Annotated in this window: 18 protein-coding genes; 13 read left to right on the forward strand and 5 right to left on the reverse strand. The window is 61.7% G+C overall.

Translation table 11 applies throughout. From position 1 onward, the window contains the following. The first annotated feature begins 100 nt into the window (after nt 1-100). The 4 genes from QD408_RS15480 (at nt 101) to lysS (ending at nt 5,222) form a co-directional block, all read left to right on the forward strand. Complete coding sequence (locus QD408_RS15480) at nt 101-940, forward strand: AraC family transcriptional regulator (RefSeq protein ID WP_414139924.1); 840 nt, start codon at nt 101-103, stop codon at nt 938-940. Between the two features lie 218 nt (nt 941-1,158). After that, nucleotides 1,159-1,908, forward strand: coding sequence for a TerC family protein (locus QD408_RS15485; RefSeq protein ID WP_088681646.1), 750 nt, complete (start codon nt 1,159-1,161; stop codon nt 1,906-1,908). 243 nt (nt 1,909-2,151) lie between these two features. Beyond that, complete coding sequence (gltX, locus tag QD408_RS15490) at nt 2,152-3,618, forward strand: glutamate--tRNA ligase (RefSeq protein ID WP_414139925.1); 1,467 nt, start codon at nt 2,152-2,154, stop codon at nt 3,616-3,618. Between the two features lie 110 nt (nt 3,619-3,728). Further along, nucleotides 3,729-5,222: a lysine--tRNA ligase gene (lysS, locus tag QD408_RS15495; RefSeq protein WP_414139926.1), complete on the forward strand. Its 1,494-nt coding sequence runs from the start codon at nt 3,729-3,731 to the stop codon at nt 5,220-5,222. Nucleotides 5,223-5,289: 67 nt separating this feature from the next. Here lysS and QD408_RS15500 read toward each other — a convergent pair whose 3' ends face one another. Then, nucleotides 5,290-6,036: a hypothetical protein gene (locus tag QD408_RS15500; protein ID WP_088681643.1), complete on the reverse strand. Its 747-nt coding sequence runs from the start codon at nt 6,034-6,036 to the stop codon at nt 5,290-5,292. A 180-nt stretch (nt 6,037-6,216) separates the two neighbouring features. Between QD408_RS15500 and QD408_RS15505 the strand changes: the two genes are divergently transcribed. The 8 genes from QD408_RS15505 (at nt 6,217) to QD408_RS15540 (ending at nt 14,394) form a co-directional block, all read left to right on the forward strand. After that, entirely contained in the window at nt 6,217-7,125 is a 909-nt protein-coding gene (locus QD408_RS15505; RefSeq protein ID WP_088681642.1) for a LysR family transcriptional regulator, read from the forward strand. Between the two features lie 119 nt (nt 7,126-7,244). Beyond that, on the forward strand, nt 7,245-8,405 hold the full coding sequence (locus tag QD408_RS15510; RefSeq protein ID WP_414139927.1) for an ABC transporter substrate-binding protein: 1,161 nt from the start codon (nt 7,245-7,247) through the stop codon (nt 8,403-8,405). A gap of 216 nt (nt 8,406-8,621) precedes the next feature. Beyond that, nucleotides 8,622-9,608 (forward strand): ABC transporter ATP-binding protein, encoded by a 987-nt coding sequence (locus QD408_RS15515; RefSeq protein ID WP_414139928.1) that lies wholly within the window; start codon nt 8,622-8,624, stop codon nt 9,606-9,608. Next, nucleotides 9,605-10,567 carry an ABC transporter permease gene (locus QD408_RS15520; RefSeq protein ID WP_414139929.1) on the forward strand — a complete coding sequence of 321 codons (963 nt, stop codon included), beginning with the start codon at nt 9,605-9,607 and terminating at the stop codon, nt 10,565-10,567. Before QD408_RS15515 ends, QD408_RS15520 begins: the two co-directional genes overlap by 4 nt. Then, complete coding sequence (locus QD408_RS15525) at nt 10,557-11,369, forward strand: ABC transporter permease (protein ID WP_088681638.1); 813 nt, start codon at nt 10,557-10,559, stop codon at nt 11,367-11,369. Before QD408_RS15520 ends, QD408_RS15525 begins: the two co-directional genes overlap by 11 nt. 13 nt (nt 11,370-11,382) lie before the next feature. Then, nucleotides 11,383-12,810 (forward strand): gamma-aminobutyraldehyde dehydrogenase, encoded by a 1,428-nt coding sequence (locus tag QD408_RS15530; protein ID WP_414139930.1) that lies wholly within the window; start codon nt 11,383-11,385, stop codon nt 12,808-12,810. Nucleotides 12,811-13,003: 193 nt separating this feature from the next. Beyond that, nucleotides 13,004-14,110, forward strand: coding sequence for a helix-turn-helix transcriptional regulator (locus QD408_RS15535; protein ID WP_414139931.1), 1,107 nt, complete (start codon nt 13,004-13,006; stop codon nt 14,108-14,110). 110 nt (nt 14,111-14,220) lie between these two features. Further along, on the forward strand, nt 14,221-14,394 hold the full coding sequence (locus QD408_RS15540; RefSeq protein WP_003552965.1) for a DUF1328 domain-containing protein: 174 nt from the start codon (nt 14,221-14,223) through the stop codon (nt 14,392-14,394). Between the two features lie 20 nt (nt 14,395-14,414). Here the strand turns inward: QD408_RS15540 and QD408_RS15545 are convergent, their stop codons facing one another. The 3 genes from QD408_RS15545 to tal form a co-directional block, all read right to left on the reverse strand. Next, nucleotides 14,415-14,861: a DoxX family protein gene (locus QD408_RS15545; RefSeq protein WP_414139932.1), complete on the reverse strand. Its 447-nt coding sequence runs from the start codon at nt 14,859-14,861 to the stop codon at nt 14,415-14,417. Between the two features lie 82 nt (nt 14,862-14,943). Then, on the reverse strand, nt 14,944-15,609 hold the full coding sequence (locus tag QD408_RS15550) for a DUF1345 domain-containing protein (protein ID WP_414139933.1): 666 nt from the start codon (nt 15,607-15,609) through the stop codon (nt 14,944-14,946). Nucleotides 15,610-15,702: 93 nt separating this feature from the next. Further along, on the reverse strand, nt 15,703-16,668 hold the full coding sequence (tal, locus tag QD408_RS15555) for a transaldolase (RefSeq protein ID WP_088681634.1): 966 nt from the start codon (nt 16,666-16,668) through the stop codon (nt 15,703-15,705). 420 nt (nt 16,669-17,088) lie between these two features. Between tal and QD408_RS15560 the strand changes: the two genes are divergently transcribed. Further along, nucleotides 17,089-18,072 carry a sugar-binding transcriptional regulator gene (locus QD408_RS15560; protein ID WP_414139934.1) on the forward strand — a complete coding sequence of 328 codons (984 nt, stop codon included), beginning with the start codon at nt 17,089-17,091 and terminating at the stop codon, nt 18,070-18,072. A 20-nt stretch (nt 18,073-18,092) separates the two neighbouring features. On the opposite strand, the gene QD408_RS15565 is transcribed toward QD408_RS15560, so the two are convergent. Beyond that, nucleotides 18,093-18,965, reverse strand: a complete 873-nt coding sequence (locus QD408_RS15565) for a methylated-DNA--[protein]-cysteine S-methyltransferase (RefSeq protein WP_414139935.1) — start codon at nt 18,963-18,965, stop codon at nt 18,093-18,095. Nucleotides 18,966-18,982 lie beyond the last annotated feature (17 nt).

Below are 18,982 nucleotides of genomic sequence, written 5' to 3' on the forward strand. Positions count from 1 at the left end.
TCCTTGACTGCCGCCGCGCACCGGCCAAAACTCCGCAAGAACGATCAAACCCGGCTGCCGGCTTTTCTCTAAGGAAGAAGCCGCAACTAGGGGAACGAGGATGAGCGCCATCGCACGGGCGATATGGTTCATAGAGAGCCATTTCGAAAGCGATATATCGCTGGAAGAGATATCGGAAGCCGCCGGATTGTCGCGCTACCATCTGTCGCGCGTCTTCGGGCTCGTCACCGGCCACTCGATCAGCGGCTATATCAGGGGGCGGCGTCTCAGCCGCGCCGTGCCCACGCTTGTCGACGGTTCATCCACCATTCTCGAGGTTGCGCTTTGCGCGGGCTACGGCTCGCACGAGGCTTTCACCCGTGCCTTCCGCGACCAGTTCGGCATGACGCCGGATGCGGTGCGCAAACAGGGGCACGCCCGCAATCTTGTCTTGTTGGAGCCGATCAGAATGGAACCCGCCCACCTCAACGACCTCGAACCGCCCCGCTTCGAAACCCTTCAGCCGATGCTTCTTGCCGGCCTGCAGGAGATTTACGCCTATGGCGGCAATGCCGCCATTCCCTCCCTCTGGCAGAAGTTCAATGCCCATTTCGGCCATATCTCCGGCCAGAAGGGCAATGTCGCCTACGGCGTCTGCACGCATATCGACGGCGAAGCGGAGAAGTTCCGCTACATGGCCGGCGTCGAGATCTCCGATGCCGGCGACCTGCCGCCGGATTTTACGACGCTCAGGCTTCCGGGCCAGCGCTACGCCGTCTTCACCCATCGCGGCCATGTCTCCGGCATTTCCTCGACCATGAACCGGATTTTCGGCGCGTGGTGGCCGACATCGGGCTTGGAGCACGGCGACATGCCCGACATGTTCGAACGTTACGACGACCGCTTCGATCCCTATACCGGCATGGGCGTCACCGAAATCTGGCTACCTATCAGAGCATGATGCCGAAAAGTGTGAGCGGTTTTCGGGCGACATCATGCTCTAACCTTTTAATTTAGAACAGGATTCAAATTTAAGGCCGACCCGGCCTTAAATCATCCTGTTCTAGGGAATAAAAGTCACATCGATTTCGTATATCCCCTTGCGGTGCTTGCGCAGCAGACCGCGGACACTACATTGCGGGCGTCATCGCTCACGTGACGCAAAGGGGATATACGCTGATGCAGGAAATTATGACGCTCATTCAGGATCCGGCCGCCTGGGTGGCGCTCATCACGCTGGTGGTGATGGAAGTCGTTCTCGGGATCGACAACCTGATCTTCATTTCCATTCTCACCAACAAACTGCCCCCCGAGCACCGGGAGAAAGCCCGTAAGATCGGCATCGGTCTGGCCCTCGTCATGCGCCTGGCGCTGCTCGGCACCGTCGCCTGGATCGTGCAGCTGACCGAGCCGCTGTTTGAGGCCTTCGGACACGGCTTCTCTTGGAAGGATCTGATCCTGATCGCCGGCGGCCTGTTCCTGGTCTGGAAAGCCACCAAGGAAATTCACCACACGGTCGATCCGGTGGATCATCAGGAGGATTTCATCGCGAAATCCGTCACGACGGGCTTTGCGTCGGCTATCGGCCAGATCCTGCTGCTCGACCTGGTCTTCTCCGTCGACAGCATCATCACCGCCGTCGGCATGACGCCGCATCTGCCGATCATGGTGATCGCCGTCATCGCCGCCGTCACCGTCATGCTGGTTGCTGCAAACCCGCTCGCCAACTTCATCGAGAGGAACCCGACGATCGTGATGCTGGCGCTGGCCTTCCTGCTGATGATCGGCACGACGCTGATCGCCGAAGGCATGGGCTTCCATGTGCCGAAGGGTTACGTCTACGCCGCCATGGCCTTCTCGGCGCTGGTCGAGGTGCTGAACATGTTCGCGCGCAACGCCCGCAAGCGGAAACGCGAAGGCGCGCATTGAGGCTGATATGGGAGGGCGCGCTGCAACCGGTGCGCCCTCCCAGCGCCGGCAAGCCTCTGCGGACGCGGTTTTTCTTGACGCGCCCGGTTGAATATGGCCTAAGGCCAGCCGAACGGACGATCGGCGAATGGTGCGGGCGAATGCCCTTTTTCGGCCGGTTTGCCGATGAAGATATCTGCATCCTTCCGGCCGAACCTCGCTTTCCCGCGAATACCGTCCGGCATTCATTGACGGGCACATACAATGACAGTTTCCGGGACAGCTACCGGCGTCCGCGTCCGCATCGCTCCCTCGCCGACCGGCGAGCCGCATGTCGGCACCGCTTACATCGCTCTCTTCAACTACCTCTTCGCCAAGAAGCACGGTGGCGAGTTCATCCTGCGCATCGAGGATACCGATGCGACGCGCTCGACCCCGGAATTCGAAACGAAGGTGCTGGACGCGCTGAAATGGTGCGGGCTGGAATGGAAGGAAGGCCCCGATATCGGCGGCCCCTACGGCCCCTATCGCCAGTCCGACCGCAAGCCGATGTACCAGCCCTACGCACAGGAATTGCTGGACAACGGCCATGCCTTCCGCTGTTTCTGCACGCCCCAGCGCCTGGAGCAGATGCGCGAGGCGCAGCGCGCCGCCGGCAAGCCGCCGAAATATGACGGTCTCTGCCTCAGCCTGACCGCGGAGGAAGTGACCTCGCGCACGGCCGCCGGCGAAGCCTCGGTCATCCGCATGAAGATCCCGGCCGAAGGCTCCTGCGACTTCACCGACGGCGTCTACGGCGATGTCAGCATCCCGTGGGATTCGGTCGACATGCAGGTCCTCATCAAGGCCGACGGCATGCCGACCTATCACATGGCCAACGTCATCGACGACCATCTGATGAAGATCACTCATGTGGCGCGCGGCGAGGAATGGCTGGCTTCGGTGCCGAAGCACATCCTGCTCTATCGCTATTTCGGCTGGGACCAGCCGGTCTTCATGCATCTGTCGCTGATGCGCAATGCCGACAAGTCGAAGCTGTCGAAGCGCAAGAACCCGACCTCGATCTCCTATTACTCCGCGCTCGGTTACATCCCCGAAGCGCTGATGAACTTCCTCGGCCTGTTCTTCATGCAGATCGCCGAAGGCGAAGAGCTTCTTGATATGGACGAGCTCTCCGAAAAATTCGATCCGGAAAACCTCTCCAAAGCAGGCGCGATCTTCGACATCCAGAAGCTCGACTGGCTGAACGGCCGCTGGATCCGCGAGAAGCTTTCCGAAGAAGAATTCCAGGCCCGCGTGCTGACCTGGGCGATGGAAAACGACCGCCTGATGGCGGGCCTGCGCCTGTCGCAGACGCGCATTTCCAAGCTCGGCGAACTGCCCGATCTCGCCGGCTTCCTGCTGAAATCAGATCTCGGCCTGCAGCCTTCCGACTTCGCCAAGATCAAGTCGCCGCCGGAAGAGATTCTGGAGATCCTCAACACCGTCCAGCCGGATCTCGAAAAGATCCTGGAATGGAATGTCGAGACCATCGAAGCGGAGCTGCGAGCGATTTCCGATCGCATGGGCAAGAAGCTGAAGGTCGTGGTCTCGCCGCTCTTCGTCGCCGTCTCCGGCTCGTCGCGCTCGCTGCCGCTCTTCGATTCCATGGCGATCCTCGGACGCTCCGTCGTGCGCCAGCGCCTGAAGCTCGCCGCCCAGGCGGTCGCCGCCCTCGTCGGCTCGAAATGACAGCGGAAGCCCCTCTCCCTTGTGGGGAGGGTTAGCGCAGAGCCAGACGCCGCGCTTCGGGCCACGAACGCTGATTTTAGAATTCATGCCGCATCGATGAGGCAAAAGACATGAACGACAAGACCGAAAACACCCTTTCCTCCGACGCGACCGAAGTGCGCGCCCAGAAGCTGAAGCTGCTGCGCGAACAGATCGGCGAGGTCTATCCGGCGCATTTCCACCGGACGCTGACCAATGCCGAGCTTGGCGCCAAGTATGAATCTCTGGAACCCGACGTCGAGACGCAGGATGTCGTGACCGTCGCCGGCCGCGTCTATTCCTCGCGCAACTCCGGCATGTTCATGGATATCCGCGACGCTTCCGGCAAGATCCAGATCTTCAGCCACAAGGACACGACGCCGGAAGAGGCCCGCGCCCTGCTGCCGATGATCGACATCGGCGACATCATCGGCGTCACCGGCATCGTGCGCCGCACCAAGCGCGGCGAGCTGACGATCAACGCGCAGAAGATCGAAATGCTGACCAAGTCGCTGCTGCCGATGCCCGAGAAGTGGCACGGCCTCTCCGACATTGAGCTGCGCTATCGCAAGCGCCATCTCGACATCATGACCAATGAGGATTCGAAGCTTCGTTTCCAGCAGCGCTCGAAGATCGTCTCCGGCATCCGCCGCTTCATGGAAAATGACGGCTTCATGGAAGTCGAGACACCGATGCTGCAATCGATCTATGGCGGCGCCACCGCCGAGCCGTTCAAGACGCATCACAACACGCTGAAGCTCGACATGTACCTGCGCATCGCGCCGGAACTGTTCCTGAAGCGCACGCTGGTCTCCGGCCTCACCGACAAGGTCTTCGAAATCAACCGGAACTTCCGCAACGAAGGCGTCTCCACCCGGCACAATCCGGAATTCACGATGATGGAGTGCTATTGGGCCTATGCCGACTACGAGGACATGATGGACCTCGTCGAGCGGCTGTTCGAGGGCCTGGCGCTCTCCATTCACGGCACGACGGAATTCGACTTCGGCGACAAGCGGCTCTCCTTCAAGGGTCCGTTCAAGCGCGTTCCGATGCCTGACGCGGTCAAGGAAGCCACCGGCATCGACTTCCTGGCGATGAAGACCGACGAAGAAGCCCGTGCTGCCGCCAAGGGTGCCGGTTTCGAAGTCGAGAAGGATTGGACCTGGGGCGAATGCCTCGCCTTCATCTTCGAGGAAAAGGTTGAAGCCACCCTGATCCAGCCGTCTCACGTCACGCATTTCCCGAAGGACATCTCGCCCTTCGCCAAGGAAGTGCCGGGCGAACCGCGCCTCGTCGAGCGCTTCGAGACCTATTGCAACGCCTGGGAACTCGGCAACGCCTTTTCGGAACTCAACGATCCCGAAGAGCAGCGCCGCCGCATGGTCGAGCAGCTCGAGCAGGCCCATGCCCGCGGCGAAAAGGAAAAGCAGCTGGACGAAGAATTCCTCGATGCGATCGACCAGGGCATGCCGCCTGCAGGCGGTCTCGGCATCGGCGTCGACCGCCTGATCATGCTTCTGACCAACGCGCCGTCGATCCGCGACGTCATTCTCTTCCCGGCTCGCCGCAACAAGGCCGACTGACAGGAAGAATTGCAGCAAAAACAAAGCGGAGTGCCGGCCGGCGCTCCGCTTTTTTCATGCCGTTGGTTCAGTGGGTCTTGGCAGCTTCCGCCGGCGGCTCTTCGGCCGGCGCCTCGGCCACCACCTCGGCGCCGTTGCCCTCCTCAGCGGGCGCGGCTTCGCTCTCGGCGGCCGGCGCTGCGCCATGCCCGCCGCCTTCGGCCTTCTTCTCCTTGCCTTTTTCCTCGTTCTTCGTCGAGCCGACCGCGACCGGATCGACGCAATCCTCGGGATCTTTGAAAGCGCCGCTGATCATCGCGATCTCATCGGTCGGCAGTTCGATGCGCTCGCCGAAGAACAGCCCGTTTTCGCTGGCCTCACCGTCATAGTAACGGGCAGTATAGGTCTTGTCGTCGAGGCCCGGAACGGTCTTGTCGGGATGCGGGATATAGATGACGTCGGCGCCGATTGCCCGGCCGCGAATGTCCGCGCGCAGCGTCGGGCCGTTCTCGTCGAGCACCACCACCTGCACCAGGTCCGGCTTCTGCGCTGCATAGACGGCCTGGGCGACGCGAAGCGCGGTCCTGACCCGCGTCATCCCGTCCGTCGGTTCGGTTTTGATATATTTCCGGACCCAGACATGATCCTGCTTCTTGATCGTCACCAGGTTGACGTCGCTGCATTCGAGCCCATAGACCCTGTCGGAGGAGCCGATCAGCCTGTCCTTGCCGACATAGACTGCCGCGCCGCCGGAAACGCCCGCCAGAAGAGCGACTCCGCCGATGATGATCGTCAATTTCCGGGAAGGCCGGAATATCCGCAGTAAGGCCTTCACGCCAACTGCTCCGCCATCTGAAACTCCAACGCAGGACAAGTGCCGAGATGCTAGAGAAATGACGTTTCGGAAAGTTTAAGTGGACACGCCAAGCGCGCCCCATTTCAGGAAAATCCCAAAAAAGGTCTGAATTTTTCGGCTGCTTGCCACGGCACATTCCGCCATGCTCTAAACACGCCCATGGCCTTCACGCTTCGCCAGATCCAGTATTTCGTCGCCGTCGCCGAACAAGGTTCAGTGACGCGGGCCGCACAGAACCTTTCAATCTCGCAATCTTCGGTGACGGAAGCGCTGAAGGAACTCGAAACGGACCTTGGAGTGGCGCTCTTCGAGCGCCATCCGCGCGGGCTGACGATCACCCATAACGGCCACCAATTCCTGCGTCACGCGACGAAGATCCTAGCTTCCGTCTCCGATGCGCGCACTAGCTTCTCCGGCCAGCAAAGCGCTCTTTCCGGCACGCTGAACATCGGCGTCACCTCGCTCGTCGCCGGCTACGTGCTCTCCGATCTCCTGGCGCGATACCGGCGCGCCTGCCCGGGCATCGAGGTCAGCGCCATCGAGGACAATGGCGGCTATCTCGAACACCTGTTGGTCGGGGGCGAACTCGATGTCGCCGTCATGGTCATATCGAACCTGCGCGACCGCATGGCGCTGCAGGCGGAAATCCTCGAAACCTCGCCCTACCGGCTATGGCTGCCGATGGGCCATCCGCTGGTGTCGGCCGATATCATCTCGGTCGCCGATATCGCCCGCGAACCGCTGATCATGCTGACGGTCGACGAAATCGAGGAGAACACCGGCAAGCTGCTTTCCGCGCTCGGCGCCCGCCCGCATGTCGCCTTCCGCACCCGCTCGGTGGAAGCGGTGCGCAGCCTCGTTGCGACGGGCGCCGGCGTCGCGCTGCTTCCCGATCTCGTCTATCGCCCCTGGTCGCTGGAAGGCGACCGCATCGAGAGCCGGGACGTCTCCGGCTCGCTGCCGGTCGTGCAGGTCGGCATGGTCTGGCGCAAGGGTTCCAGCCTGCCGCAGGCGGCGCGCGATTTCGTCGGTATTGCCGAAAGCATGCGGTCGGGCCGCGTCCGTTGATATCGGAATTTCCGATATCGCCCTTCTGTTAAATGAATTTGCGAAAGCGGCATTTTGGCGTCACCTTCTTAACTGGGAACGAACAGCCACAGAAGTGGCACCAAACCGGGAGACGGATGATGACGAATCTCTTGAAATCCTGCACGGCAGCGCTTGCCAGCCTGAGCTTCGCGACGCAGGTGGTCGCCGCCGAACCGCTGAAGGCGCTCGGCAAGGGCGAAGGCGCGGTCAGCATCGTCGCCTGGGCCGGTTACATCGAACGCGGCGAAACCGACAAGAACTATGACTGGGTCACCGATTTCGAAAAGGAGACCGGCTGCAAGGTTTCCGTCAAGACCGCCGCCACCTCCGATGAAATGGTCTCGCTGATGAACGAGGGCGGCTTCGATCTCGTCACCGCCTCGGGCGACGCGTCGCTCCGCCTCATTGCCGGCAAGCGTGTCCAGCCGATCAACACCGATCTGATCCCGAGCTTCAAGAATGTCGACGAGCGCCTGCAGAACGGCCCATGGTACACGGTCGGCGGCGTGCATTACGGCGTGCCCTATCTCTGGGGGCCGAATGTGCTGATGTATAATACCGATGCCTTCAAGGACAAGGCGCCGACCAGTTGGAACGTCGTCTTCGAAGAGCAGATCCTGCCCGACGGCAAGTCGAACAAGGGCCGCGTCCAAGCCTATGACGGCGCGATCTACATCGCCGACGCTGCCATGTATCTGATGGCTCACAAGCCGGATCTCGGCATCAAGGACCCCTACGAACTGACCGAAGACCAGTATAAGGCGGCCCTCGACCTGCTGCGCGGCCAGCGCAAGCTCGTCTCCCGCTACTGGCACGATGCAATGATCCAGATCGACGACTTCAAGAACGAAGGTGTCGTCGCCTCCGGCTCCTGGCCCTTCCAGGTGAACCTGCTCCAGGCCGACAAGCAGAAGATCGCCTCCACCTTCCCGGATGAAGGCGTCACCGGCTGGGCCGACACGACAATGCTGCACACCGACAGCGAACATCCGAACTGCGCCTATATGTGGATGGAACATTCGCTGAAGGCCAAGGTCCAGGGTGATGCCGCCGCCTGGTTCGGCGCCGTGCCCTCCGTTCCCGCTGCCTGCAAGGGCAATGAACTGATGGGCGACGCCGGCTGCACCACAAACGGCTTCGATCACTTCGACAAGATCAAGTTCTGGAAGACCCCGGTCGCCAAATGCACGACGCAGGGCGAATGCGTACCCTATCACCGCTGGGTCTCGGATTATATCGGCGTGATCGGCGGGCGGTGAGCCGATCCGCTCCTATGCGTAAAATCCCCTCCCCAACCCCTCCCCACAAGGGGGAGGGGCTAAGAGTGGCGCCGCCGAATCCTGCCGAAACACCAAGGTATTTGCGAAAGGGTACGGCAAGTTAAGCCCCTCCCCCTTGTGGGGAGGGGTTTGGGGCGGGGTCTTTATTGGCCAGGACCAAAGCCCTCTCTAACATGCAAGACCCGGAGCCCTTCCATGACGTCAGCCGTCCGTTTCCAGCAGGTATCACGCCATTTCGGCCAGGTTCGCGCCGTCGATGGTGTCGATCTAGACATCGCGCCGGGCGAATTCTTCGCCATGCTTGGCCCGTCCGGCTCCGGCAAGACGACCTGCCTCAGGCTGATCGCCGGATTCGAGCAGCCGACCGCGGGCCATATCCAGATCTTCGGTGAGACGGCCGATGGTGTTCCGCCCTATCGGCGCAACGTCAACACGGTGTTCCAGGACTATGCGCTCTTCCCGCACCTCAACATCCTCGACAATGTCGCCTACGGGCTGATGGTCAAGGGCGTCGGCAAGACGGAACGGATGAAGGCCGCGAATGACGCTCTCGAACTCGTCAAGCTGCCGGGTTACGGCGCCCGCCGCCCCGGCCAGCTGTCGGGCGGCCAGCGCCAGCGCGTGGCGCTCGCCCGCGCGCTCGTCAACAAGCCGAAAGTGCTGCTGCTCGACGAACCTCTTGGAGCATTGGACCTGAAGCTGCGCGAGCAGATGCAGGAGGAGTTGAAGAGCCTGCAGCGGGCGCTCGGCATAACCTTCGTCTTCGTCACCCATGATCAGGGCGAGGCGCTGTCCATGGCCGATCGCGTCGCCGTCTTCAACAATGGCAACATCGTCCAGCACGGCACGCCGCAGGATATCTACCGCTGCCCGAAGACCCGCTTCGTCGCCGATTTCGTCGGCTCGTCCAACGTGATCGCGCCTGATCTGATGGCGTCACTCGGCGGCGAGAAGCGCTGGGCGAGCCTGCGCCCCGAAGCGATCCGGCTCGCAAGCGACGGCATCGAGGCGAAAGTCGAAAATGCAAGTTTCCTCGGTGCGGCGACGCGCCTCAGCGTTGATCTCAAGGGCAGCCGGCTGCATGTCATGCTGCCGGCCGGCGCATCCGTGCCCGATGTCGGCGCCGGCATCCGGCTTGCCTGGCAGCCTGCCGATATCCACTACATGGACGACGCGGCATGACGGCGCTCACCATGTCAGGCGGCAAGACATCGATCCTTCCGCGACGCGGCGGGTTCTTCGGCCTGATGTCCGACGCCTTCTGGCGGCATCCGAAGCTCCTACTCTTCCTGATGCTGACGCCGCCACTGCTCTGGCTCGGCATCATCTATATCGGCTCGCTGATCGCCCTGCTTCTGCAGAGCTTTTTCTCGATCGACGATTTTTCCGGGCTGGTGAATTACGAATTCACGCTCGCGACCTATGCCCAGCTCCTGAGCCCGACGAATTTCGACATCATCGTCCGCACCGTCGTGATGGCAGCCCTCGTCACCATCGCCTCGGCGCTGATCGCTTTCCCGATCGCCTATTACGCGGCGCGGTATGCGCAGGGCAAATGGAAGGCATTGTTTTATCTCGGCGTCATGCTGCCGCTGTGGTCGAGCTATCTCGTCAAGATCTACGCCTGGAAGCTGATCCTCGCCAAGGAAGGCATCCTCACCTGGATCTTCGAGAAGCTCCATCTCTCCTGGCTGCTCGACGGCATCCTGAACCTGCCCGTCGTCGGCGGCAATTCGCTCTCGGTGAGCTACCTCGGCACCTTCATCGTCTTCGTCTATATCTGGCTGCCTTATATGATCCTGCCGACCCAGGCGGCGCTCGAGCGCGTGCCCGGCAACCTGATCGAAGCTTCGGCGGATCTCGGCGCCACGCCGCGCCAGACCTTCCGCACCGTGCTGCTGCCGCTGGCGCTCCCCGGCATCGTCGCCGGTTCGATCTTCACCTTCTCGCTGACATTGGGCGATTACATCATCCCGCAGATCATCGGCTCCTCCAGGCTCTTCATCGGCCAGGCCGTCTATGCCCAGCAGGGAACGGCCGGCAACGTGCCGCTGGCGGCCGCTTTCTCGGTCGTGCCGATCGTCATCATGGCGCTCTATCTGTGGATCGCCAAGAAACAGGGAGCCTTCGATGCGCTCTGACCTCAAGACGGCGCCGCTGCCCCTGAAGATCGCCGCCGGAATCGGCCTGCTCTTCCTGCACCTGCCGATCCTGCTGATCTTCGTCTATGCCTTCACGACGGAAGAGAAGAGCTACCAGTGGCCACCACCGGGGCTGACGCTGCAATGGTTCGCCGTCGCCTGGAACCGGCCGGATGTCTGGTCGGCGCTCGGCCTTTCCGTGCAGGTCGCCGTCATCGCCACCGCGATCGCGCTCGTCCTCGGCACGCTCTGCGCAGCCGCCGTCAGCCAGACCAAATTCTTCGGCCGCGAAGCGATCTCATTGCTGGTCATCCTGCCGATCGCCCTTCCCGGCATCATCACCGGCATTGCGCTGCGCTCCGCCTTCAGCCTTTTCGACATTCCCTTTTCGGTCTGGACGATCGTGCTCGGCCACGCCACCTTCTGCGTGGTCGTCGTCTACAACAATGCGGTCGCCCGCTTCCGCCGCACGTCAGGCTCGCTGATCGAGGCTTCGATGGATCTCGGCGCCGACGGCTTCCAGACCTTCCGCCATGTCATCCTGCCGAATATCGGCACCGCCCTCCTGGCCGGCGGCATGCTGGCTTTCGCCCTTTCCTTCGACGAGGTCATCGTCACCACCTTCACCGGCGGCCAGCAATCGACCCTGCCGATCTGGATGCTCGAAGAACTCATCCGCCCGCGCCAGCGCCCCGTCACCAATGTAGTGGCCATGGTCGTGGTGCTCGTCACCTTCCTGCCGATCCTGGCAGCCTACTACCTTACCCGCGACGGCGACCAGATCGCCGGCGCCGGCAAATAACAGGGAGAACATCATGGACACCCAAATGCTGATCGGTTCCCGCTTCGAAAAGGGCACGGAGACGGAGGAGCACATCCTGAACCCGAAGACCGGCGAGACGGTAGTCGACCTTCCCGAAGCTTCGCTCTCCCAGGTCGACGCCGCCGTCGATGCCGCCGAAAAGGCCTTTGCAAGCTGGTCGCAGACGACGCCCGCCGAGCGCTCCGGCTATCTCCTGAAGATTGCCGACTCCATCGAAAAAGATGCCGCCGGTTTCGCCGCGCTGGAGGCGCTGAACTGCGGCAAGCCGATCAATTCAGTGCTGAACGACGAAATCCCGGCGATCGTCGATTGTTATCGCTTTTTCGCGGGCGCGGTGCGCAACCTGCACGGACCGGCCGCGGGCGAATACCTGCCCGGCCATACCTCGATGATCCGCCGCGATCCGATCGGCGTCGTCGGCTCGATCGCGCCTTGGAACTATCCGCTGATGATGATGGCCTGGAAGCTTGCGCCGGCGATCGCCGGCGGCAATACCGTCGTCTTCAAGCCGTCGGAACAGACGCCGCTGACGGCGCTGAAGATGGCGAAACTGCTTTCCGACATTCTTCCCGAAGGCGTCGTCAACGTCATCCTCGGCCGCGGCGAAAGCGTCGGCAACGCGCTCATCAATCATGCCAAGATCGGCATGGTCTCGATCACAGGCGACGTCGCGACCGGCAAGAAGGTGCTCCAAGCCGCCGCCAAGACCGTCAAGCGCACCCATCTCGAACTCGGCGGCAAGGCCCCGGTCATCGTCTTCGACGATGCCGATATCGACGCCGTCGTGTCAGGCATCCGCACCTTCGGCTACTACAATGCCGGCCAGGACTGCACCGCCGCCTGCCGCATCTATGCCGACGCCAAGGTCTATGACAATTTCGTCGCCGATCTCTCCTCTGCCGTATCGAGCATCCGCTTCAACCAAGCCGACGATACCGAAAACGAGATCGGCCCGCTGATCTCCAGGCGCCAGCGCGACCGCGTCGAAAGCTTCGTCGCCCGTGCTTCCGAACACAAGCACATGGAAATCACCACCGGCGGCTCGGTCTCCGGCGACAAGGGCTTCTTCTTCACCCCGACCGTCATTGCGGGCGCTCTTCAGGACGACGAGATCGTCCGCCGCGAGGTCTTCGGCCCCGTCGTCTCGGTCACCCGCTTCTCCCAAGCCGATGAAGCCATCGCCTGGGCGAATGACAGCGATTACGGTCTCGCATCCTCGGTCTGGACCAAGGATATCGGCCGCGGCATGAAGACCGCCGCCCGCCTGCAATATGGCTGCACCTGGATCAACACGCATTTCATGCTGGTCAACGAGATGCCGCATGGCGGCCTCAAGCAATCGGGCTACGGCAAGGACATGTCCGTCTATGCGCTGGAAGACTATACCGCCGTTCGCCACGTGATGATCAATCACGGGTGAACGACGAAAGGAAAAGATGTGGCATAAAGATCAGGTTCGCGCGTAGAAACGGGGCGAACCTTCTGCGGCAAAACAACATATCGCCAAATATTGCCTGCTATTGTCATATCCATTGCAGCAATAATGAAGGTAAATCGTGATTTCCGGCTCGATTGCCGGCTCCGCAACGGATCTCGGTGAGGCAGCATTATTCATGGCGACGCGCATCGATATCTCCGAACTCGAAAAGGCCACGGACGGATTACTGGAATCCGCCCTCGTTCCAGAAAAATGGACCGGCACGCTGGAAGCGATCTGCCGGGCGACCAGCTCGGAAGGCGCCCACATCATGCCGGCGGTCGGCAAGTTTTCACCCGGCTTCCTGACGACGCCCAACCTGCTCGAAGCCTTCGACGTCTATTTCGCCGAGGGCTGGCATAAGCGGGATTACCGTGAGCGCGGACTTCCCGTCGCGCTTGCCAAGGGCGTCATCATCGAGCACGACATCGCCTCGGAAGAAGAGTTTCGGCACCATGAATTCTATACCGAATTCCTCAGCCGTTTCGGTCTGCGTTATTCCGCCATGATCGCCTTTACCTCGGGCGATACGCTGCTCAGCCTCAACCTCCAGCGCCGGATCGACGATCCTCCCTTTAACCGGGAGGACGAGCGCATCCTGCTCTCCATGCAATCGAAGCTGACCACCTCGGCCGAAATCATCCGTTCATTGCAGGCCGCAAAGATCGACGGCATGAGCGAGGCTTTCGAGCTCAGCGGCACCGCTGCCGTCTTCTTCGACCGTACCGGCCGTGTCAGCCATCTGAACAATCGGGCCGAAAGGCTGCTCAACGGCGACATCCGCATCGTCGACCGCGAACTGGTGTCCGCAAGCCAGGAAGAAACCGGCCTTCTGCGGCAGCATGTGAAAGCGGTTCTTGCGGGAGACCCTTTCGTCAGCCCTGCCGTCTCGACGCCGGTGCTTTTCTCGCGCGCCGGCAAGGCCCCGCTCGTCATTCGCGCCCAAGCGCTGCGAGGCCTGCCCGCGGACATCTTCGCCCACTCGCGCGCCGTGGCCATCATCACCGACCTTTCCGAACGCGCAAGAACGGACGGCGACCTCCTGCGGCGGCTCTTCGCCCTGACGCCGCAGGAGGCGACCGTCGCCCGTCTGCTGACGGAAGGCTCCTCGCCGCGCCAGATCGCCGAGATTTGCGGCCTGAGCTATGAAACGGCGCGCGGCTACGTCAAGAAGGTGCTCGCCAAGACCGGGACGCAGCGCCAGTCGCAGCTGATCTCGCTTCTCTCCGCCGTGAAAATCTAGCGCCGGACATTGGCAACCCTCCGCCCGCGCATGGCGAAGCATCCTTCCAGCCATCCGGGAACAATTTCCCTGCTGCCGCGTCTTCCCAAGCAAACGCAAAGGATGATGCCATGCTCAAATGGGCTCTGATATTCTTCGTCATTTCGATCATCGCCGGTTTCTTCGGCTTCTCCGGCGTATCCGCCGCCACCGCGACGATCGCACGCGTTCTATTCGGCATCGCGCTGGTGATCTTCCTGATCTTCCTCGTCCTGGCGCTGATGGCGGGCCAGGCGATCCTCTGAACGCTTGAGGACAAAATCCGCTACAGGACGGCCCTGAACAAGGGATGCATGCTATCAGCCCGCCGTTTCAGCAGATGGTCGATCGATATCGATCCCGCGCCGACGGCCGCGAGAACGAACATACCGCCGGCAATCGCCAGGTCCTTTTCGAAGTGCAGCAGTTCGTTCTGGCTCTCGAAATTGGCATGAAAAAGCAAGGCGGTCGCCAGGCAGAAAAGCGCCAGCGCCAATGCGCCGAGCCGGCAGAGGAAGCCCGCCGCGACAGAAAGGCCGGCGCCGATTTGAAGCGCGATGGTGGCGAGGGCAACCGGCGCCGAGAGGCCGAGTTTTTCGAAGGTTTCGATGGTCGCCGGAAGATCTACCGCCAGCGTCGTTCCTTCATGCAGGAAGATCAGGGACAAGAGAAGCCTGCCCAGGAGAAGAATGAAATCGGCCAGGCTAGGCCGGCTTGAGGCGCTTTCCATCACATCCTCCGGTTTGCCGAGCAGGCAGGCCCGCTCTTTCGTTCAGGCCTTCTTCCATACTCCTTATTGCCCGCCACGGCTCGCCCTATAGCAGGCTTGCCCCGACATTGATCGCCAGCGCCAGTATCGTCGTATTGAACAGAAACGACAGCACGGCATGGAGCAGCGTCAGCTTGCGCATGCTGGTCGAACTGACTGCCACGTCCGCCGTCTGCGCCGCAACGCCGATGGTGAAGGAGAAATAGAGGAAATCCCAGTAGCCGGGCTCGTCGATCCCGTCGGGAAATTTCAGGCCGCCCTCATCGTCCGCTCCGCCGTAGAAATAGTGGGCATAGTGGATGGTGAAGAGCGTGTGCAGGAAAACCCAGGAGATCAGGATCGTCAGCACCGCGCCGCCCGCCCGCGCCAGGGCGACATCGGGCGCCGCCTCCTTGATCGAATGAAGCTCGAGGCCGATGCCGGCAATGCTTGCGAGCGAAGCACCGATCGAAAGAGCCAGCAGGACCGTATCGGAAAAATCGAGGTCTTCGGCGCGTTTCCGGATGCTCTCGACCGTCGCCCGCAGCATCTTGCGCCAGCTGAGCGCAACGAAAAGGCCGGCGCTGGCATTCCATCCGAACAGCACGTTGCGGGCGCTGACATCGCGCGAGGTCACGGCCAGGAAGACCGCCAGGCCGGCAAGGGCGGCGATGATGAAGCTTGCATGCCGGGAGGAAAGCGCCGCCAGAGATGTTGCCCGTTCCTCCTCCATCTTCGCCTCCGGCCGCATAGGCCCTTGATAACAGCATGAAAAAGGCGCGGCTGCCAGTGGGCCGCCGCGCCTGCGATCGTTTGCCTTACCCTATCAGGCGGCGGCGAGCTGCAGTTCCTTCTGCACCATGGTGCGCAGCGTCCCCAGATCCTTGGCGAAAGCGCGGATGCCTTCGGCGAGCTTTTCGGTCGCCATCGCGTCTTCGTTCATCATCCAGCGGAAGGTCTTCTCGTCGACCGTGATTTTTGCGGCCGGCTTGATCGTTTCAGGCGACAGCTTGCGCTCGAGCTTGCCCTGATCGTTCGAAAGCTCGTCGAGCAGGTTCGGAGCGATGGTCAGGCGATCGCAGCCGGCCAGCGCTTCGATTTCGCCGGTGTTGCGGAACGATGCGCCCATGACGACCGTCTTGATGTCGTTGGCTTTGTAGTAGTTGTAGATGTCGCGGACGGACAGGACGCCCGGATCTTCTTCGGCAGTGAAATCCTTGCCGGTCGACTTCTTGTACCAGTCGAGGATACGGCCGACGAAGGGCGAAATCAGGAAAACCTTGGCATCGGCGCAGGCGATCGCCTGTGCCTTGGAGAAGAGCAGCGTCAGATTGCAGTCGATGCCTTCCTTCTGCAGGATCTCAGCTGCGCGAATGCCTTCCCAGGTAGAAGCAAGCTTGATGAGGATGCGGTCCTTCTCGATGCCACGCTCCTTGTAGGCGGCAATGATGCTGCGCGCCTTGTTCAGCGATGCTTCGGTATCGAAGGACAGGTCGGCATCGACCTCAGTCGAAACGCGGCCGGGAACGAGCTTCACCAGGGCGGCGCCCACGGAGATGGCAAGGCGGTCGGCAACGGCTGCGGCGGCAACATTCGCATCACCGCCGAGCTTCTTGCCCCAGGCGATCGCTTCCTTCATGTCGTCGGCAAACATGTCGGTGCCGAGCGCCTTGAGAACGATGGAGGGGTTGGTCGTGCAGTCGACCGGCTTCAGGCGGGCGACAGCCTGAATATCGCCGGTATCGGCGACGACGGTGGTAATCTCGCGGAGTTGGTCAAGCTTGGATGTCATGGTCGGTAATCCTTGTTGAATTTGGGCTGCGGACCGGCGCGAGTTCGCCCGGCAAAGAGGTGATCTAGGGACAGATGGTTTGCATGCTGCAGGCGAAAATACGCGCATCCGTCACGGCTGATTCATAAACGTGAAGGACAGTCGACGTGTTCCGGCCGCGTGCGAACGGCCGATCGAACGCAAGCGGCGCCGCCTGCGGCTCAAAGGCCGGTCGTGACTTTCGGCATGCCCGCACTATGTCCTCCTCGGACGGACAGGAACGACTTGATGTCGTCAGGACTATCAACGCTCGGCGATGGAAAAGTCAAGGACATTTGTGCATTTCAATTGACATAAGTGTCACGCCCGTCATTATCCCAGCAGCAAGCGCATCGTCAAAGCCTCTATCCCCAAGAGGACAGGAATCGTGCGGGAGGAGATGTGGTCAAACTCAAACGCGGCACGCATACGGCCTATTCCGAAGCGTCCTCGCTTCGGCTGAGGGCCGCATGGCTCTATTACAATGAGGGCCTGACGCAGAAAGACGTTGCCGAACAGCTCGGCATCAGCCGCACCACCGTCATCCGCCTGCTCGACGAAGCGATGAAGCGCAGCGAAGTCCAGATCTGGATCAACGATTCGATCGGCGACTGCGTCGAGCTTTCGGTGAAGCTGGAGCGCGCCTACGGCCTCGATGAGGCGATCGTGGTGCCGGCCCCGGTCAAATGCGACGTCGATTCACTGGCAAAGAATGTCGGCCTGGCGCTCGGCCAGTTCCTCTCGGAAGCCATTCCCGACGACTATACGATCGGTGTCGGCTGGGGCCGCACCATGACGGCCTCGCTGGCAAGCTTCCGTCCGCCGCGCCGCGACAACTGCAAGATCGTTTCCCTGCTCGGCGGCATCGTCGCCGTGCACCAGACGAACCCGATCGATTATACCTGGCGCCTGGCAAACCAGCTCGGCGCCGAATGCTACATGTTCCTGGCGCCGCTTCTCGTCGATTCCGTCGAGACCAAGCGCAATCTCATCGAGAAATGCGGGCTGGACACGATCTATCGTCTTGCCGAAAATCTCGATCTCGCCATCGTCAGCTGCGGCGACATCGGCCCGCACTCGACCTCGTTGTCGGAAGGCTGGATATCGAAAGCCGAGCTGCAGGAGCTGATCGATGCCGGCTGCGTCTGCGACACCATGTTCAACTTCCTCGACAAGGACGGCAATTCCGTCGACCATTCGATCAATCGGCGCGTCATGTCCGTCGATCTCGATACGCTGAAGGAAGCCAGGCATATCGTGCTCTCCTCCGGCGGCGCCCACCGCGCCGTCGCCATCCGCGCCACGATCAAGCGCATCGGCTGCAACACGCTGATCACGGATGAAAGTGCGGCACGGGCACTGCTGGAACTGGCGGAGCACGCTTGATTTACTTTCGGCGCCGCCGCTCAGGCGTGCGCCGACTCCCAGCCGAGCATGGCCCGCTTGCGGGTCAGACCCCAGTGATATCCCGTCAATGCTCCATTCTTGCCGAGCGCGCGATGGCAGGGCACGACGAAGGAAATCGGGTTGGCGCCAACGGCGGCACCCACGGCGCGCATCGCCGTCGGCCGGCCGATATCCCGGGCGATATCGCTATAGGTCACCGCCTTGCCGAACGGGATCTTCAACAGGCTCTGCCAGACACTGACCTGGAAATCCGTACCGATCAGCACCACCCGCAACGGCCGGTCCGAGGTCCAGCGCCCCGGCTGGAAGATGCGTTCGGCATAGGGAGCCGTCGCCTGCCGGTCTTCGATATAGTCTGCATTCGGCCAGCGGCAGCTCATGTCCTCGAAACAAGCCCTCTCGTCGCCGGCATCGCTGAAGGCGAGGCCGGCAAGGCCACGATCCGTCGCCATGACGAGCGCCGTACCGAAGGGGCAGCTGTGGAAGCCGTAGCGGATCGTCAGGCCGCCGCCCTTCGCCTTCCACTCGCCGGGAGACATCGCCTCATGGGTGACGAAAAGGTCGTGCAGGCGGCTCGGGCCGGAAAGACCGACTTCGATCGAGGTTTCGAGCAGCGGCATCTCTTCGCTCCGCAGCAGCCGCTTTGCGTGATCCAGCGTGACGGCCTGCAGGAACGCCTTCGGGGAAAGGCCGGCCCAGCGGGTAAAGGTCTTCTGAAGCTGCGTCGGCGACTGGTTCAGCCGCGCCGCGATCGCTTCCAGCGAGGGCTGGTCACGATATTCTTCGCTGATGAGTTCGATGACCTGGCGCACGGTATCGTAGTCCGGGCCGTCAGGGGTGATATCGGTGTCGAGCTTCGCGATCATATTCATCGTTTTTCTCCTTTAGG

Origin of the sequence: Rhizobium sp. BR 249 (genome assembly GCF_047445895.1) — a bacterium.
Taxonomy (GTDB): domain Bacteria; phylum Pseudomonadota; class Alphaproteobacteria; order Rhizobiales; family Rhizobiaceae; genus Rhizobium.

Coding starts and splice junctions, on each gene's coding strand:
- QD408_RS15480 (WP_414139924.1), top strand. CDS start 101: ATGAGCGCCATCGCACGGGCGATATGGTTCATAGAGAGCCATTTCGAA.
- QD408_RS15485 (WP_088681646.1), top strand. CDS start 1,159: ATGCAGGAAATTATGACGCTCATTCAGGATCCGGCCGCCTGGGTGGCG.
- gltX (WP_414139925.1), top strand. CDS start 2,152: ATGACAGTTTCCGGGACAGCTACCGGCGTCCGCGTCCGCATCGCTCCC.
- lysS (WP_414139926.1), top strand. CDS start 3,729: ATGAACGACAAGACCGAAAACACCCTTTCCTCCGACGCGACCGAAGTG.
- QD408_RS15505 (WP_088681642.1), top strand. CDS start 6,217: ATGGCCTTCACGCTTCGCCAGATCCAGTATTTCGTCGCCGTCGCCGAA.
- QD408_RS15510 (WP_414139927.1), top strand. CDS start 7,245: ATGACGAATCTCTTGAAATCCTGCACGGCAGCGCTTGCCAGCCTGAGC.
- QD408_RS15515 (WP_414139928.1), top strand. CDS start 8,622: ATGACGTCAGCCGTCCGTTTCCAGCAGGTATCACGCCATTTCGGCCAG.
- QD408_RS15520 (WP_414139929.1), top strand. CDS start 9,605: ATGACGGCGCTCACCATGTCAGGCGGCAAGACATCGATCCTTCCGCGA.
- QD408_RS15525 (WP_088681638.1), top strand. CDS start 10,557: ATGCGCTCTGACCTCAAGACGGCGCCGCTGCCCCTGAAGATCGCCGCC.
- QD408_RS15530 (WP_414139930.1), top strand. CDS start 11,383: ATGGACACCCAAATGCTGATCGGTTCCCGCTTCGAAAAGGGCACGGAG.
- QD408_RS15535 (WP_414139931.1), top strand. CDS start 13,004: ATGGCGACGCGCATCGATATCTCCGAACTCGAAAAGGCCACGGACGGA.
- QD408_RS15540 (WP_003552965.1), top strand. CDS start 14,221: ATGCTCAAATGGGCTCTGATATTCTTCGTCATTTCGATCATCGCCGGT.
- QD408_RS15550 (WP_414139933.1), bottom strand. CDS start 15,609: ATGGAGGAGGAACGGGCAACATCTCTGGCGGCGCTTTCCTCCCGGCAT.
- tal (WP_088681634.1), bottom strand. CDS start 16,668: ATGACATCCAAGCTTGACCAACTCCGCGAGATTACCACCGTCGTCGCC.
- QD408_RS15565 (WP_414139935.1), bottom strand. CDS start 18,965: ATGAATATGATCGCGAAGCTCGACACCGATATCACCCCTGACGGCCCG.